This is a genomic window from Deinococcus roseus, from assembly GCF_014646895.1.
In the GTDB taxonomy this organism is placed as follows: domain Bacteria; phylum Deinococcota; class Deinococci; order Deinococcales; family Deinococcaceae; genus Deinococcus_C; species Deinococcus_C roseus.
The window spans coordinates 24,229-39,660 of the sequence record NZ_BMOD01000019.1; the positions used below are offsets into that span (position 1 = coordinate 24,229).

The window sequence follows — 15,432 nt, forward strand, 5'->3', positions numbered from 1 at the left end:
CCTCGGACAGGGCGAGGACAGCAAAGTCAAAGGCAAGATCGGCGTGTCCCCCCTGCCCAAGGGCGGAGCCAACGGTCAAAACGCTGCGACCCTGGGCGGCTGGCAACTGGCCGTGTCCAGCTACAGCAAAAACCAGGCTGCTGCCATCGAACTGGTGCGCTACCTGGCGGGTCCCGAAGAGCAGAAGCGCCGTGCGATTGAAGCTTCTTACAACCCCACCATCAAGTCTCTTTACCAGGACAAAGACGTGCTGAAGGCCAACCCCTTCTTCGGCAGCCTGTATGACGTGTTCACCAGCGCTGTGGCCCGTCCCTCCGGCGTGACCGGTCTGAAGTACAACCAGGTTTCCCAGGCCTTCTCCGGTGCTGTTCACAGCGTGCTGACCGGCAAGCAGAAAGCTTCTGCTGCCCTGAAGCAACTGGAAGCCGACCTCAACCGCATCAAAGGCCGGGGCTGGTAATTTAACTTCACAACTGGCGAGGAACACTGAGTCTTCAGTGTTCCTCCGCTTTCAGCTCAGGGCTGTTTGAAGTGCAACGGATCTGTCACAATGGATTCATAACTTCAATCCAGTTCTGCAAGAGGGTGTTATGACTAAATCTCAACCTGCGTTGCAACGTCGAAAACCCGGGGGTGTGCTGGCGGTTCGGGCCAGAACGGCCGTCTGGTTTCTGGTTCCTGCCCTGCTCATCATTGTTCTGGTGGCCGGGTACCCACTCTTCAAAACCATTTCTTACAGCTTCACCAATGCCAGCCTGGTGGATCCTTCCATCGCCGAAAACATAGGCATTGGCAACTACTGGTACAAAACAGACGATGGACAGATAGGTGGCATTCTGGTGGACCCCAAATGGTGGCAGTCCGTCGGAAACACCGTCCTTTTTGCCGTGGCCTCCGTGTTTCTGGAGTTTGTTTTCGGTCTGGGCATTGCATATGTGCTGAACATGAAATTTCCTGGTCAGTCCCTGATGCGCACCGCCATGCTGGTCCCCTGGGCAATTCCCACGGTGGTCAGCGCCCAGATGTGGTATTTCATGTACAACGACACCTTCGGTCTGATTGGACAGGGGATGGGTGCCGGTGCCGTGCTCGCAGACAGTTCCAAAGTGATCTGGGCGATCATTGCTGTGGATGTCTGGAAAACCACACCCTTCATGGCCCTCCTGCTGCTGGCAGGAATGCAGGGCATTTCGGCAGACATTTACGAAGCGGCCAACGTGGACGGGGCCAGCAAATGGACCCAGTTCTGGCGCATCACCCTGCCCCTGCTGAAACCCACAGCCATGATTGCCTTGATTTTCCGGACCCTGGACGCCCTCAGGGTATTTGATGTGATGGCCGTGATGCTGGGCACCAACAAGGCTGCAGAAACCAGCATGACGGCTTTCGCTCGCAGAAGCATGATCGATTACCAGAACCTGGGAGAAGGAAGCGGCGTTTCGGTGCTGATCTTCCTGATCATTCTGGCCATCACGATTCTGTACGTCACGACCCTTCGGGTTCGGTTTGATTGAGGTGAGATGATGACCATTCAAAGAACCGATCAGGTTGTCAAAACCACTGTGCGTCCCACCGTTGTCATTCAATCGGTGCTGTTCACCGTGCTTTTGCTTGTCATTGCAGCTTACCTGCTGCTTCCGTTTGTCTGGGGTGTGATCACCAGCTTCAAACCTGCCAGTGCCATTTTTGAGGGGCCTGCCAAGATGATGGCTGCCCCCTGGACCCTTGACAACTACGCCCAGGTGTTTGCCTACCCCGGCTTTTACAAGGGTCTGCTGAACAGCACCATCGTTTCGCTGGGAGCCGTTCTGCTTTCGCTGGTGGTGGGGGTTTTTGCCGCTTACGCCCTGGGCAAATACAAGTTTTACGGCAAAACCGTGATCATGTATGTGATCCTGGCGGTCAGCATGTTCCCCCAGATTGCCGTGCTTTCGGGTCTGTACACCATGATCCAGCAGGCCAAACTGTACGACAATCCTCTGGGACTGATCTTCAGTTACCTGATCTTCACCATTCCCTTCAGTGTGTGGGTCTTGACCAGTTTCGTGCGGGAAATTCCCAACGAACTGGAAGAAGCCGCCATGATGGACGGCGCAACCCCCCTGCAAACCCTGATTCAGGTGATCCTGCCCGTGATGGGTCCTGCCCTGGTCACCACGGGACTGCTGGCTTTCATCAACGCCTGGAACGAATACCTGTTCGCGCTCACCTTCATGAGCCAGAACCGCACCATTCCAGTGGTGATTGCCAACTACTCTGGATCTTCCCAGTATGAAACCCCCTGGGCCAACATCATGGCCGCCAGCATTCTGGTGACCGTTCCCCTGATTGTCCTGGTGCTGATTTTCCAGAAAAACATTGTTTCTGGACTCACCTCCGGAGCGGTCAAAGGCTGATTGCCCAGACCCCTTCAGGCCAAAAGAAGTTCAAATCCCACCTTTTGAGGTGGGATTTTTGTTGCTCACATCAATTGCCAGGGTTCAGGCAGGGCTTCTGCTGGGCCTGATCGGCCAGTTTTCGGGCCAGCACATTCTGATTCTGCTGGGGTTTGAGGATGCCCACCACACAGGCAGAGGTGCTGGTGATCTTGCTGACCACCAGATAAGACGTGATGATGCTGCCATCCTCGGGGTTTTCACTGGCGTTGTAGCGCAGAATCAGGGCCACAGGAATGCCTTTTTTCATGCGCCACTCGGCCTTTGGACCCACAGAAGAAAATCCTGAAGACACCTTCGCAATCAAATCCAGGTCCGAGAGCTGTCCACTGGGATGCTGGACTTTCACATTGCTTCTCAGGTCCCCTTCGGTGAAGTCCAGGCGGTATTTCCCCACACCAGGGCACAACTGATGGATGAATTCGCCTTCTTCGGTTTCCTGCTCCAGGGTTTTGCAGTCTTTTGAATTCAGGGAAGTGTAAACGCTGCTGAGGTTCTGGGCCATGGCAATGGGGGTCAGCATCAACAAGGTGAAGATCCACTTTTTCATGTTCTGAGTGTAAAGGCTTCAAAACAGAACTGCATGGGAAACCCCTCAGGATTCTGAAGGCTGGCTGCATTTTGAATCAGCACTGGAATCAACCCTCAAATCAAAAACCAGAATCTCTTTTGCCGTGTTTATCACTGAAGCAGGAGGACTCTTATGAACTCCTCCTGCTTCAAAAAACATCAGCCCAGGAAACAACCTCTTGTTTTCCGTCAAATGCTCTAAACGGGCAGTCATCCGTACAACAAGGCCCGCCGGACTTGCAGAAAAGAAAGCAGCTTCATAAGATGCAGAGCGATGAATATGAAAAAACACTTTGTCGTTGCACTGCTTTTATGCTCTGCCAGCCAGGCCCAGAACCTCCGTCAACTTGGCATGGGTGGTGTGCTGCTTCCCGAATCCAATGTGCATTATTCCAATCCTGCACTGTATGGTTTTGATCGGTATGACCTGGACACCGGTTATGGCCTGCCACTGGGGTTGCTGCAACTGTATCGCCTGCAACAACAGGCCAGCACAGGCAGCACAGACCTGTTGTTTTTTGATGCGCTTTTCCATCCGCTGGAATGGAATTTTTCAGTGGGAGGGCCCCAGCTGGTTCCCAACAATGGCAGCAGCGGTTCCCGGATCACCACCTGGGCAGAAGGCTGGAATGCCTCGCAGCACAGCCAGACCCTGATTCCGTTTGATCTGGATTTCCAGTGGAACCCCAACTGGCATCTGGAGGTCACACCCGTGATCGGCTTCCGGGCCAGTGACATCACCTACAGCGACAACTACAGCAGTGTTTCAGAGGGTGGCCCTTTGCAGCCCAATCAGGTGTACACCTCATCTGCAAACGCTGGGTACCGCATGACGCTCGATGCTGGACTCACGTACAACCAGCTGCTCTCTGAACAACCCGGTCTGAAACTGTATGGTGGGGTGCGCAACCGCCTGAGTGTGGGGCTCTTGCGTTTTGAAGGCAGTTTTCAGGACAAAACCGTGACGGGACCTGATGGAGAGCGGGTGGATGCCCTCAGCAGCAACCACTCGGAGTTCTTTGCTGCTGTGGATCCTTTGCGGGCAGGATACGGCACCCACCTGGATGCCGGGCTGGTGGCAGACCTGGGAGACCTCACGTTGGGTTTCGGGGTCAGAAACCTGCTGCAATATGAAGTCTGGCCAGGAAGTCGCTCTGTGTCAGACAATGGCAAGAGCACCACCACAGCCAGCACCCTGATGGAACCTTTTTTTGCTCCAGAAGTGCTCTTGAACGCTGCAACCCTGATTCCAGATGGAGAGAACAAGTTGATTGTGGGTGCAGACACCACTTTTGGTGTGGGCCAGGACCTGGGGGTGCATCTGGGTGCTGAATACCAGGGGGGCAACCTGCAATACCGTGCTGGCCTGGGGTTTGAAAAAGGCTTTCAGCTGGGCCTCGGTCTGGGTGCAGACCTGGGAGACTTCCAACTGGACTTTGCCCTCACCGGGCACCAGGCCGAAATCACCCGCCAGTTTGTGGTGGGCGTGGCTGTGGGCGCAAAAATCAAATTCTGATCTGCAAACAACAAAAGCAAAATCCCGAGGTTGCGTCCTCGGGATTGTTTTTGTGGGGTTCAGATCAGGTTGGGCAAATCGTTCAGGTGGGACAGGTGCTCGGGGATGTCCCTGGTGGGACCATCGTTCATGAAGACCTGCTCGGCTTTGTAACTGCTTCTGACCAGAGGGCCAGACACCACTTCTAAAAAGCCCATTTCCATGCCGATTTTCTGCACTTCATCGAATTCCTGGGGGGTCCAGTATTTCTCAACGGGCAGGTGGTGGCGGGTGGGCCGCAGGTACTGTCCGAAGGTGATGATGTCCACTCCTGCTTCACGGCAGTCTTTCATGGCCTGCACCACTTCTTCCAGGGTTTCTCCCAGGCCCAGCATGATGCTGGTCTTGGTGTACACGTCAGGACGGTACTGTTTGGCGTGGGCCAGCACTTTGAGGGTCTGACGGTAACTGGCCCGGATGTCACGCACCGGGTGGGTCAGGCGCTCCACGGTTTCCATGTTCTGGGCATACACGTGAACACCAGAATCCAGAATCAGTTCAATGCACTTCAGGTTGCCCTGGAAGTCCGGGGTGAGGGTTTCGACCTTGGTCTGGGGGTTCAGCTTGATGATCTGCTCCACGCTGCGGGCAAAGTGGTAAGCCCCTCCATCTGGCAGGTCGTCGCGGTCCACGCTGGTCAGGACCACATACTTGAGGTTCATCAGCTTGACCGACTCGGCCACATTGAACGGCTCCATCACATCCAGTTTGCCCTGGGGGTTTCCGGTGTCCACGGCGCAGAAGCGGCAGGCCCGGGTGCAGATGTGCCCCATCAGCATGAAGGTGGCGGTGCCCCTGGACCAGCACTCCCCGATGTTGGGGCACATGGCCTCCTCGCAGACGGTGTGCAGCTTGTGGTCTTTGACAATGCCCTTGGTGTGCTGGTAGATGTCTCCGCTGGGCATGCGGACCTTCAGCCACTCGGGTTTCTTCTCTCTGACGGGTTCGGCGTTCTTTCTGTAGATGCCGTTCTTGATGTACCGGGGTTCGCTCATGCTGCCTCTTTTTTACAGATCAGGAAACGAGAAGTCGTAGTCCTGAAAGGTTTGCCGGAAGTCCTCTGCAACAAAGGCTTTGACTTCCTGCACATTGATTTCACGCCCGAGCAGTTTCTGCAGGCTGGTGACGCCCCTGTCCTGAATGCCACACGGAACAATGTAGGAGAAATGGTCCAGATCTGTGTTGACATTCAGGGCGAAACCATGGAACGCGACATGCTTCTGGATGGCCACGCCAATGGCGGCAACTTTTTCATCGCCGACCCACACGCCAGCGTAACCCGGCGAGCCAGACGCTTCAAGACCATATCTACCCAGCGTTTTCACCAGGGCGGCCTCCAGGAACCTCAGGAAATCCCTGACCCTGCGCCCCACCGGGAAAATCGGGTAGCCGACCAGCTGGCCGGGACCGTGGTAGGTGACATCTCCGCCCCGTTCAATGGCATGCACGGCAATGCCCTGCTGGGACAGAAATTCACGCGGTACAATGATGTTTTCGCCTTCTTTTGCTTTGCGCCCCAGGGTCAGCACTGCGGGATGCTCGACCAGCAGCAGGGTCGGCTCTTGCTGCCGTGCTGCCACTTTGCCATGCACCTCGTGCTGGACGTCTAAAGCTTGCAGGTACTCAAGCGTGCCCAGGTCGGTCACGCGAAATGCTTCACTCACGTTAAACATTCTAATGGTTTTCTGGGCGGGACAGTGGGAGGCAAGGAGCAATTGAGGCTGAGGGCCGAGGGCCGAGAGCCGAGGGCAAGACGGAAGAGCTTTAGCTGATGCTTTATGAACTTGACTCCGAGCTTTAGCCAAAGCACCATGATGCTCTCGGCTCTCGGCTCTCGGCTCTCGGCCCTCGGCCCTCGGCTCTCAGCTCTCGGCTCCAACCGCCACATATCAGACAGCTTTCTTTCCCCCTCCAGGATTACCCTGACCCATGGTCAAAGAGAAACTGTACATGATGGGCGGTTTTTTGCTTTTTGGAATCTCCGGGTATCAGGCCTGGGCTTTTGCGGGAGGGCTGATCCACTGGCTGGGTGGGCTGCAATTTGCTGGTGCCGTGGTTTACCTGGCCTGGTACCTGTCCAGAAGCCTGACGTTGCAGCAGATGATGCCTGCCCTCTGGGTGCTGTGGGGTGTGGGATTGCTGACCTGGATGCTGGATTTCTCCAGGGGAAATCCGGCTTTCATTTTTGGACTTTTGCTGTGGGGTCTTGCCTTGCAGGACGAGCAGAGAAAAACCCGATCCAAAGCAGGGATTCACCCTAAGGAGATTTCCCAGTCTTGATTTAGGTGACAACATAATATATAATATGGACAACAAAATCAGCTGTGCCTGACAGGAGAAAACCATGACAGCAGTGCCCAGAAACAAAAGCAGCAACTATCCCACACCCCATTCCCAGGAGCATACTGAACCCATGATTGAGTTGCATCTCACCGGCATTCTGGGAACCAAAATCACCATCCACGTCAAAGACGAAGACGAAATGCTGCGGGTCATGCGCCAGTATGGCCGCCGGGGCTGGACCAGCGGAGACATCCCTGCAGGCGGTCTGGTGCTTCCTATCATCATGGCAGACACCTTCGACTGGGCCTTGATTGGTGCCCGCGAGTTCCTCAATGCAGAAGGCGAAAAATGCGTGTTCCACAAGGGGCAGGTCTACAAGCGCCGTGAACTTGAGGAAGTGGACACCAAAAAACTCAAGCTCCCCAAAATCATCAAATACTCCCGTGGCGCACGCCCCACCGACCCCGAACACCTCAAAGAAGGCGAAGAGTCCGTGCGTTACGTCACCCTGATCACCTTCCGGGGCAATGGCCGCGCTCTGGAAGCCTACCAGAACCCCGAAAAAGTCGCTGAGCAACAGAACCAGCCCAAGCAGTAACCCCAGCACCGCAAATCGTCATTGCTTCCCCCAAGGATGCGCCCCCCAGTTTTGGCTGGGGGGTTTTGGTTGTGGCAGAAAGCAGAAGGCTACAGCGCAAAAGCTCTGGCTCCCATGGCCTTCTGCCTTGGCCTTCAGCCTTCTGCCATAAAGCGGAGCGCTGCATACGCCAAAACCCCCATCCCACCCCTCAATCCCCTGTGCTACCCTGCTTGGGTTTTCCCCAACACGCAAGAACACAAGGAGGCACATGACGGTTTTCTGGGAGATCATGGTCAGGGCGTTTCAGAGGCAGATCACCTACCGGGCGGCGGCCCTTGCAGGCCTTGCCACCAACCTGTTTTTTGGTTTCATCAAGGCGGCGATGGTGGAGGCGTACTACCAGAACACCCAGATCCTCTCTGGGATGGATGTGAAGGCAGCCGTGACCTACACCGTGGTGACGCAGGCACTTTTGGGGTTTCTGAGCATTTTCGGCACGTTTGACCTGATGCGCACCATTTACCGCGGAGAGGTGGCCACGGACCTCCTCAAACCCATTTCTTTTCTGGGCCTCTGGATGGCGCGGGATTTTGGGCAGTCGGTGGCGCAGCTTCTTTTGCGGGGCAGTGTGATTCTGCTGGTGTATGGGCTGTTCATGGACATGGGGTTTCCTGAAAGCCCAATGCAGTGGATTTATACGGTGGTGTCTTTGTTGCTGGGCTGGACGGTGTGGTTTGTGGTGCGCTTTCTGGTGAACCTGGGTGCCTTCTGGTCGCCAGATGCCAGGGGCATTGCGAGGTTGTGTTACGCCTTCACCCTGCTGCTTTCCGGGCTTTTGATGCCCATCAGGCTGTACCCAGAATGGGTGCAGAAATTCGCTGCATGGACCCCCTTTCCCTACGTGCTGAACACCCCCATGGAGATCTACAGCGGGGTGCTCTCCAGCCAGGAGATGCTGCATGCCCTGGTGCTGCAAGGAATCTGGCTGGTGGCCCTGTTGATCCTGACGCAAGGGGTCTGGCAGCAGGCCAGCAAACGCCTGATGGTGCTGGGAGGCTGACATGCACACTTTTACCGTTTATGTGCGTCTGATTCACGCGCTGGTGCGCAGCCAGTTGCAATACCGCGTGTCTTTCCTGATGGACCTGATCGCCACCACGTTTTACACGGTGCTGGAATTTGCCTCTCTGGTGCTCATTCTGGGCAGGATCAAAACCCTGGGAAGCTGGACCATCCCGGAAATCACCTTGCTGTATGGACTGGCAGAGCTGTCTTTCGGGATCATGGACATGGCTTTTGCTGGTTTTGATCCTTCCATCTTTGGGGCTTTCATCCGGCAGGGCAGCCTGGACCAGCTGATGTTGCGCCCGGTCAGCCTGACCGTTCAGGTGATGGGCTCCGATTTTGGTCTGAGGCGACTGGGAAAATGCCTGCTGGGACTGGTCATTCTGCTGTATGGCATCTGGTACGCAGGCATCATCTGGACCCCGGAAAAAGCCTTGCTGCTGCTTCTGGTGCTGATCGGGATGGTGCTGTTCTTTGCAGGACTGTTCATGATCGGGTCCACCATCACCTTCTGGACGGTGGATTCTGCAGAGGCCATGAACATCCTGACCTACGGGGGCCGCGCCATGATCGAGTACCCCATGAGCATCTACCAGAACTGGCTGAGGAAGATTTTCACTTTTGTGGTCCCTGTGATCTTCCTGAATTACTATCCGGTTTTGCACCTGCTGGACAAGCCCGATCCGTTTGGCTTCCCAGCCTGGAGCCACTGGCTGTCTCCGGTGGTGGGCTGTGGAATTTTTCTGCTGGCGATTTTGTTCTGGCGATTTGGCCTGAAGCACTACCAGAGCACGGGAACTTGAGGAGCAAAGATGATTGAAATTGAGAACCTCTCCAAACACTTTTCGATCCGCAAGCACCACCAGGGTGCTTTTGCCGCCTGGAAGAACTTTGTCACCCGTGAAGCCACCCTGCTGAAAGCCGTGGACGACCTGACCTTCAGCATCAAAAAAGGGGAGACCGTGGGGTATCTGGGGCCAAATGGGGCAGGAAAATCCACCACCATCAAGATGATGTCTGGACTGCTGGTGCCCACCTCTGGCCACCTGACTGTGGGAGGACTGGTGCCCTGGAAGAACCGCAAGGCTTATGTGGCCAACATCGGGGTGGTGTTTGGGCAGAGGACCACCCTGTGGTGGGATTTGCCGGTGATCGAGTCGCTGGAGCTTTTCAGGCACATCTACCGCATTCCTGCCCCCAGGTTTGCCAGCAACCTGAAGGAATTTGAGGCCTTGCTGGGCCTGCAGGAATTCAAAAACACTCCGGTGCGCTCCCTTTCTCTGGGGCAGCGCATGCGGGCAGATCTGTGCGCCGCCCTCTTGCACGACCCCCAGATCCTGTTTCTGGATGAGCCCACCATTGGGCTGGACATCCTGGCCAAAGAGCGCATCCGCGAATTCATCCTGCATGTGAACCAGCAGCGGGAAACCACCGTGCTGCTGACCACCCACGACCTCTCAGATGTGCAGACCCTTTGCCAGCGTGTGATGATCATCGACCACGGTCATCTGCTTTATGACGGAAACATCCCCAGTTTGCAAAAACGCTTTGGAGGAGAGCGGGAACTGATTGTGGACTTTGCAGAACCCTACCCGGAGGTCAGCATTCCCGGTGCCAGAATCAGGCAGCAGGACCGCAGTCGGGTCACTTACACCTTCAAAGACATTGCTGCCTCAGAACTGATTCGTCGGATCTCCAAGCGCTTCAACATCCTGGACCTGACGGTGAAAGAACCGGACATCGAGAGCACCATCAGAAACATTTACCAGCATGATTTGCTGTCGGCCCCTCCTGTATAGCCCTCTCCTATTTTGAAAACGTTTTCAAATCATCATGGAAAAGAGGAGCCAACATGTCCATTCAAGCCCTGCTGCCCGAGATCACCCAGCATCTGGCACAACCCTTTCAGATCGAGCCGCTGGAAGGTGAATCCATTCACCAGACCTACAAACTCAGGGGCCTGAACCAGACCCTGGTTTTGAAGGTGGTGGGGCGTCAGCAGGACATGCTGGGGCTTTCTGCGCAGCAGGAGGTGCTGGCTTTGCAACGCGCTTCTCTGGCAGAGATCGGCCCCAGGGTGATCTACCACAGCAGGCAAGGGGGATTCCTGCTGATGGAGCACCTGCAAGGTCACCTGATCGAACAGGAGGACCTGAAAAACCCTGCTGTTTTGAGGGCCATTGTGCAGAAACTGCAGGACGTGCACCTGATGAAGGGCATCGACCGCCAGTGCAGCCCTTACCACATGATCGAGTGTTATCTGGAAGGCGCAAAACTGCTGGGCGTTTTGCTTCCAGAACAAACAGAGGGCTTTCTGCGCAGGATGGAGGTGATCGAGAAACGGCGCAGTCGGGACCACACCTTCACAAAGGTGTACTGCCACAACAACCTCCACCGGTGCAAGATCATGAAGACCCCTCAGGGCATGCGGTTTCTGGACTGGGAGCTTTCTGGTGTGGGGGATGCTTTTTTTGATCTGGCCACCCTCTCTTTCTCCAACCGTTTTTCCAGACAGCAGGATGAAGACCTGTTGCGCCTGTACTTTGGATGCTGCACTCCGGATCTGGTGCAGGCCTTGCAGGACATGAAATTCCTCAACATGCTGCGGGAGATGGGCTGGGCTTTGCTGAACGCGGGTTTGCAACTGGGCCAGGACCATCCCCAGATGGATCACCTGGGATGGGCGTTCACGGTGGTGGAACGTCTGGAGCAGGGCCACCTGGACCTTTGAGCAACAGGACACAATGAGAGCGATCACATTGGTTTAAACTGCAAAACGCAAACCTTCAATCTGGTTTCAATGCAGCACAATCTGTACAGAAAAAATCTGTGCTGGGCATTCTTTTCGCAGCATTCATCTCACCTGATCACCCAACAAAGGAGTTTTCACATGCAATACCGCACACTGGGCAAAACCGGATACAACGTCTCCACCATCTCTTTCGGGGCCTGGGCCATTGGGGGCACCTGGGGACAGGTGGATGACCAGCAAAGCCTTTCCGCCCTGCACCGGGCACTGGATCTGGGCGTCAACTTCATCGACACCGCAGATGTCTACGGAGATGGACACAGCGAGCGCCTGATCGCACAGCTTCGCAAAGAGCGTTCAGAGCCTTTTTATGTGGCCACCAAAGCAGGCAGACGCCTCCCCCAGCAAACCAAAGAGGGATACACCCGTGCCAACCTGGAAAGCTGGATTGGTCGCTCCCTGAAAAACCTGCAGGTGGACACCCTCGACCTGCTGCAATTGCACTGCCCCCACCCGGATGTCTACGCCTCAGATGAAGTGTTTTCCATTCTGGATGACTTCAAAAAAGAAGGCCTGATCCGCCATTACGGGATCAGTGTGGAAACCGTGCAGGAAGCCCTGACGGGCATTCAGCATGAAGGGGTGGCCTCGGTGCAGATCATCTTCAACATGCTGCGCCTGAAACCCGCCGAACAGTTCTTCCAGGCAGCCCGTGAAAACAACGTGGGCATTCTGGCCCGTGTGCCCCTCGCCAGTGGCCTGCTCACCGGAAAATTGACCCGCCAGACCCAGTTTGAGGCAGACGACCACCGCAGCTTCAACCGCAATGGTGAGGCTTTCGACAAGGGAGAAACCTTCTCTGGTGTGGATTACGATGTTGCCCTGGACGCCGTGGAAGACCTCAAAGCCATCCTGCCCGAGGGCATGACCCTGGCCCAGTTTGCCCTGCGCTGGATCACCATGTTTCCTGAAGTCACCTGCGCCATCCCCGGAGCCAAAACCCCCCAGCAGGCCGAAAGCAACGTTGCTGCCGCAGACCTGCCTGAGCTCTCTGCAGAAGTCATGCAAAAAGTGCAGGCCATCTATGACCAGCGGATTCGGGGTCTGGTGCACCAGAGCTGGTGAAAAGCGGTCAGCCATCAGGTTTCAGCTGTCAGCAAAAGATCCAAAGCCATGTGTAAAAGCCGAGAGCCGAGAGCCGAGGGCAAAAAACCCAAAGCCATGTGGATCAGTCGTTCCAGAAACTCCCATGTGTGATGCATGGGAGTTGTGTTTTGATCAGCAGATGGATTTCCGGTATCAGGGGCAAGCCCTTGCTGTTCAAAGCTTGACCTTCTGCATTCCAGAGCTTACCTTGCTCTCGGCTCTCGGCTCTCGGCTCTCGGCCCTGTCCCATCCCCACATTGCAAGTCACGCCATAAACCCCGGGCCTGCAAACTGTTAAATTGTTATTGTGGACGGCTTTTATCAGAAGAGTGTCAAACCCCGCCCGAGGTTTGAGTGGAGCAGCAAATACATTTTCCGGCCGCTGGCCCATTTGGTTGTTGTTCCCCTCTCCAGAACCCCGGTGACACCCCCCATGGTGGTGATGTTTCACACTTTGCTGGGCCTGTATGCTGTGGCACTGATTCCGCAGGGCCAGACCTTGCTGCCTGCTTTTTTGATGCAAATCAAGACCGTGCTGGATGGGGCAGATGGGCAACTGGCCCGTGCCACCGGGCAGACCAGTGAGACCGGGCGTTACCTGGACACCAACATGGATTTTGTGGTCAACACCGCACTGTTTTTGGCCATTGGTGCGCAATCCGGGCAGTGGTTGCAGGCTTTTCTGGGCTGGGTGCTGCTGGCCCTGATTGGCACCACCGATTTCCAGTGGGAAGCGGCCCACCAGCGTTCCAGAGGGAACACCTTCCGGGCCACTCCAGAACAGCAGAACGACAATCCGCTGGTGCTGGCCCTGATGAAGGGTTTTTACAATGTGGTGTTTGGTCCCCAGGACCGCCTGATCCGTGCCTGGAACGATGGGCGCTTTCAGGCGATCACCCGGCAGGCCAGACCCGACCAGTTGCAGGAGGCCAGTCAGGTGTACCACACGCCCAGAATTCTGGATTTCAGCATGAACATGGGTCTGGCCACCCAGTTTTTGCTGGCCGGGGTGTGCATTGCGCTGGGTCGCCCGCTCTGGTATGTGTATGCTCTTTACGTGCAGGCAGGAGTGCTTTTGCTGCTCCAGGGGTACCGGGAGCACCTGACACGGGAGTTTCTCAAAAAGTCCTGAACATTAAAATCTCTGAACAAGGTGGTGCTCCATGAATCGACCTGTGGTGTGTGTGGGAGCCCTGGTGCAGGGTCCCGAACAGAAGTACCTGATTGTGCAGACCACCAAATGGAACGGCCTCTGGGGTGTGCCTGGCGGCAAAGTGGAATGGGGCGAAGAAGCTTCAGAAGCCCTGAAGCGTGAATTTCTGGAAGAGGTCGGTCTTGACCTCACAGAGGTGCGGTTTGTGCAGGTGCAGGAGGCCATCCTCAGTCCGGAGTTTCACAAAGAATCCCACATGCTTTTGCTGGATTTTGTGGCCCAGACCGCACAGACTGAACTGACCTACAACGAGGAGATCGTGCAGCACGCCTGGGTGACCCTGGAAGAAGCCCGCAGTTATCCCCTCAACAGCTTCACCCTGAGCCTGGTGAACCAGGTGGAGGTTTTCGCGTGACCCGCAGAGGACAGGGTGCCCTGGTCACCGGGAGTTCAGGGGGGATTGGGCGTGCCATTGCCCTGAAGCTGGCTGCAGAGGGTTTTGATGTGGCGATCCATTACCTGACCAGCAAAGAAAAAGCTGAACAAACAGCAGAAGACCTCCGTGCTCTGGGGGTCAAATGTGTGGCTTTGCAGGCCAACCTCTCCAGACCTGAAGAAGCTGAAAAACTGGTGCAGGAAGCCCATCAACACCTGGGGAACCTCAGTGTGCTGGTCAACAACGTGGGCAATTACGTGTTCAAGCCGTTGCTGGACAACACCCTGGAAGACTGGCATGACATGCTGGACAGCAACCTGAACAGCACCTTCTACACCTGCCGCACGGCCATTCCGATCATGCGGGAGCAGCAACATGGCCGGATCATCAACCTGGGGTACGCCGGGGCAGAAAATGTGCTGGCAAGGCCCGGAAACACCGCCTATGCCATTGCCAAAACCGGGGTGATCATCCTCTCCAAAAGCCTCGCCAGAACCGAAATCAAACATGGCATCACGGTGAATGTGGTCAGTCCGGGCATCATCGAAACCAGTGTCACCAAGCCCCTCTCGGAAGTGCCTGCAGGACGCGATGGCAAACTGGAAGAACTGGTGTATGCCGTATGGGCTTTTGTGGATGGACCAGAATACATCACCGGGCAGGTGCTGGAAGTCTCTGGAGGCTGGAACCTCTAGACTGTGGGATTTTGTGCTGAAATTTCAAGCGCAGGACAGCAGGAGCTGTTAATATGAAAACACAGTTTTTAAGGAGGAAGTCATGAAAATGCTCAAAGTGGGATGTGCCCTGCTGGTTGGTGTGGGTTTGCTCAGTGCGTGTGGTCTGGTGGCCAAAGCCATTCCTCCCATTGAACTTGCCAACAAAAACGCCCTCAATTTGAAGGACGAAAAAATTGCTGTGGAGTTTGCGGCTTTGCCCACCCTGGCAAAACAGGATGTGAACAGCAGCGGTCAGATCACTGCCACTTTTGGAGATGCTGAAAAACCAGACACCAAGGGATTCACCCCTGGAGCCATTGATGCTGCCCTCAAATTGGTGGCTGTGGATGTTTCTGGATTGACCTGCAATGCACCTGCGGCTTTTGACCTGAAAATTGAAGCCACAGGCAAAGTGTTTGAAACCGGCAACCCCAACATTGTGGCAGATGCTTCTGCTTCCACCACAGTGAACATCACCAAAACCGGGGAAGCCTACACCCTGAAATCAGGCAGTGAAATCAAAATGGTGTTTGGAAGCAACCTGCTCAACATCGTGACCTCCGGAGGCAACAACACGGCCCAGGTGAATTACACCGTGTCTTCCACCAACGACCAGCTGGCTGGCTGCCGGATTGAGTTCACTGTGGGGGACCAGATTGTGGTCCTCAGAGACTGGCACTGAGTTTTTAGAGCCTTTGACAGAAGAATAAGAAGTTTGCTCTCTGCACGGTGTTTTTTGAAATG

18 protein-coding genes are annotated in these 15,432 nt (G+C 55.4%); 15 read left to right on the plus strand and 3 right to left on the minus strand.

The annotated features are described in order from the left end of the window. From IEY52_RS26780 to IEY52_RS19045, 3 genes are all read left to right on the plus strand, one after another. Positions 1-460, plus strand: a 460-nt coding sequence (locus tag IEY52_RS26780) for an extracellular solute-binding protein (RefSeq protein ID WP_229684872.1), incomplete at its 5' end; no start/stop codon positions are given. Between the two features lie 130 nt (positions 461-590). Then, positions 591-1,514 carry a carbohydrate ABC transporter permease gene (locus IEY52_RS19040; RefSeq protein WP_189005425.1) on the plus strand — a complete coding sequence of 308 codons (924 nt, stop codon included), beginning with the start codon at positions 591-593 and terminating at the stop codon, positions 1,512-1,514. A gap of 9 nt (positions 1,515-1,523) precedes the next feature. Next, positions 1,524-2,396, plus strand: coding sequence for a carbohydrate ABC transporter permease (locus IEY52_RS19045; protein ID WP_189005427.1), 873 nt, complete (start codon positions 1,524-1,526; stop codon positions 2,394-2,396). 70 nt (positions 2,397-2,466) lie between these two features. Here IEY52_RS19045 and IEY52_RS19050 read toward each other — a convergent pair whose 3' ends face one another. After that, positions 2,467-2,985 (minus strand): hypothetical protein, encoded by a 519-nt coding sequence (locus IEY52_RS19050; RefSeq protein ID WP_189005429.1) that lies wholly within the window; start codon positions 2,983-2,985, stop codon positions 2,467-2,469. 300 nt (positions 2,986-3,285) lie between these two features. On the opposite strand from IEY52_RS19050, the gene IEY52_RS19055 reads away from it, so the two are divergent. Beyond that, entirely contained in the window at positions 3,286-4,521 is a 1,236-nt protein-coding gene (locus IEY52_RS19055) for a hypothetical protein (protein ID WP_189005431.1), read from the plus strand. A gap of 59 nt (positions 4,522-4,580) precedes the next feature. Here IEY52_RS19055 and lipA read toward each other — a convergent pair whose 3' ends face one another. Beyond that, the gene (lipA, locus tag IEY52_RS19060) at positions 4,581-5,555 is read right to left on the minus strand and encodes a lipoyl synthase (RefSeq protein WP_189005433.1); all 975 of its coding nucleotides are present in this window, start codon (positions 5,553-5,555) and stop codon (positions 4,581-4,583) included. Between the two features lie 12 nt (positions 5,556-5,567). Beyond that, positions 5,568-6,224 (minus strand): lipoyl(octanoyl) transferase LipB, encoded by a 657-nt coding sequence (gene lipB, locus IEY52_RS19065; RefSeq protein ID WP_229684873.1) that lies wholly within the window; start codon positions 6,222-6,224, stop codon positions 5,568-5,570. 265 nt (positions 6,225-6,489) lie between these two features. Between lipB and IEY52_RS19070 the strand changes: the two genes are divergently transcribed. The 11 genes from IEY52_RS19070 (at position 6,490) to IEY52_RS19120 (ending at position 15,370) form a co-directional block, all read left to right on the plus strand. Further along, on the plus strand, positions 6,490-6,840 hold the full coding sequence (locus tag IEY52_RS19070; RefSeq protein ID WP_189005438.1) for a hypothetical protein: 351 nt from the start codon (positions 6,490-6,492) through the stop codon (positions 6,838-6,840). Positions 6,841-6,973: 133 nt separating this feature from the next. Further along, positions 6,974-7,441, plus strand: coding sequence for a single-stranded DNA-binding protein (locus tag IEY52_RS19075; RefSeq protein WP_189005440.1), 468 nt, complete (start codon positions 6,974-6,976; stop codon positions 7,439-7,441). A gap of 250 nt (positions 7,442-7,691) precedes the next feature. Beyond that, positions 7,692-8,483 (plus strand): ABC transporter permease, encoded by a 792-nt coding sequence (locus IEY52_RS19080; protein WP_189005442.1) that lies wholly within the window; start codon positions 7,692-7,694, stop codon positions 8,481-8,483. Position 8,484: 1 nt separating this feature from the next. Continuing rightward, positions 8,485-9,291, plus strand: a complete 807-nt coding sequence (locus tag IEY52_RS19085) for an ABC transporter permease (protein WP_189005444.1) — start codon at positions 8,485-8,487, stop codon at positions 9,289-9,291. Between the two features lie 9 nt (positions 9,292-9,300). After that, entirely contained in the window at positions 9,301-10,287 is a 987-nt protein-coding gene (locus IEY52_RS19090; RefSeq protein ID WP_189005446.1) for an ABC transporter ATP-binding protein, read from the plus strand. 53 nt (positions 10,288-10,340) lie between these two features. Beyond that, positions 10,341-11,219: a phosphotransferase gene (locus IEY52_RS19095; RefSeq protein ID WP_189005448.1), complete on the plus strand. Its 879-nt coding sequence runs from the start codon at positions 10,341-10,343 to the stop codon at positions 11,217-11,219. A 159-nt stretch (positions 11,220-11,378) separates the two neighbouring features. Beyond that, complete coding sequence (locus IEY52_RS19100; RefSeq protein ID WP_189005450.1) at positions 11,379-12,362, plus strand: aldo/keto reductase; 984 nt, start codon at positions 11,379-11,381, stop codon at positions 12,360-12,362. Positions 12,363-12,690: 328 nt separating this feature from the next. Further along, positions 12,691-13,515 (plus strand): CDP-alcohol phosphatidyltransferase family protein, encoded by an 825-nt coding sequence (locus IEY52_RS19105; protein WP_189005452.1) that lies wholly within the window; start codon positions 12,691-12,693, stop codon positions 13,513-13,515. Positions 13,516-13,546: 31 nt separating this feature from the next. After that, positions 13,547-13,951 (plus strand): NUDIX domain-containing protein, encoded by a 405-nt coding sequence (locus IEY52_RS19110; protein WP_189005454.1) that lies wholly within the window; start codon positions 13,547-13,549, stop codon positions 13,949-13,951. After that, positions 13,948-14,667 carry a bifunctional dihydropteridine reductase/dihydrofolate reductase TmpR gene (tmpR, locus tag IEY52_RS19115; protein WP_189005457.1) on the plus strand — a complete coding sequence of 240 codons (720 nt, stop codon included), beginning with the start codon at positions 13,948-13,950 and terminating at the stop codon, positions 14,665-14,667. The genes IEY52_RS19110 and tmpR overlap by 4 nt, the downstream gene beginning before the upstream one ends. 82 nt (positions 14,668-14,749) lie before the next feature. After that, positions 14,750-15,370, plus strand: coding sequence for a hypothetical protein (locus IEY52_RS19120; RefSeq protein WP_189005459.1), 621 nt, complete (start codon positions 14,750-14,752; stop codon positions 15,368-15,370). Positions 15,371-15,432 lie beyond the last annotated feature (62 nt).

Coding starts and splice junctions, on each gene's coding strand:
- IEY52_RS19040 (WP_189005425.1), top strand. CDS start 591: ATGACTAAATCTCAACCTGCGTTGCAACGTCGAAAACCCGGGGGTGTG.
- IEY52_RS19045 (WP_189005427.1), top strand. CDS start 1,524: ATGACCATTCAAAGAACCGATCAGGTTGTCAAAACCACTGTGCGTCCC.
- IEY52_RS19050 (WP_189005429.1), bottom strand. CDS start 2,985: ATGAAAAAGTGGATCTTCACCTTGTTGATGCTGACCCCCATTGCCATG.
- IEY52_RS19055 (WP_189005431.1), top strand. CDS start 3,286: ATGAAAAAACACTTTGTCGTTGCACTGCTTTTATGCTCTGCCAGCCAG.
- lipA (WP_189005433.1), bottom strand. CDS start 5,555: ATGAGCGAACCCCGGTACATCAAGAACGGCATCTACAGAAAGAACGCC.
- IEY52_RS19070 (WP_189005438.1), top strand. CDS start 6,490: ATGGTCAAAGAGAAACTGTACATGATGGGCGGTTTTTTGCTTTTTGGA.
- IEY52_RS19075 (WP_189005440.1), top strand. CDS start 6,974: ATGATTGAGTTGCATCTCACCGGCATTCTGGGAACCAAAATCACCATC.
- IEY52_RS19080 (WP_189005442.1), top strand. CDS start 7,692: ATGACGGTTTTCTGGGAGATCATGGTCAGGGCGTTTCAGAGGCAGATC.
- IEY52_RS19085 (WP_189005444.1), top strand. CDS start 8,485: ATGCACACTTTTACCGTTTATGTGCGTCTGATTCACGCGCTGGTGCGC.
- IEY52_RS19090 (WP_189005446.1), top strand. CDS start 9,301: ATGATTGAAATTGAGAACCTCTCCAAACACTTTTCGATCCGCAAGCAC.
- IEY52_RS19095 (WP_189005448.1), top strand. CDS start 10,341: ATGTCCATTCAAGCCCTGCTGCCCGAGATCACCCAGCATCTGGCACAA.
- IEY52_RS19100 (WP_189005450.1), top strand. CDS start 11,379: ATGCAATACCGCACACTGGGCAAAACCGGATACAACGTCTCCACCATC.
- IEY52_RS19110 (WP_189005454.1), top strand. CDS start 13,547: ATGAATCGACCTGTGGTGTGTGTGGGAGCCCTGGTGCAGGGTCCCGAA.
- IEY52_RS19120 (WP_189005459.1), top strand. CDS start 14,750: ATGAAAATGCTCAAAGTGGGATGTGCCCTGCTGGTTGGTGTGGGTTTG.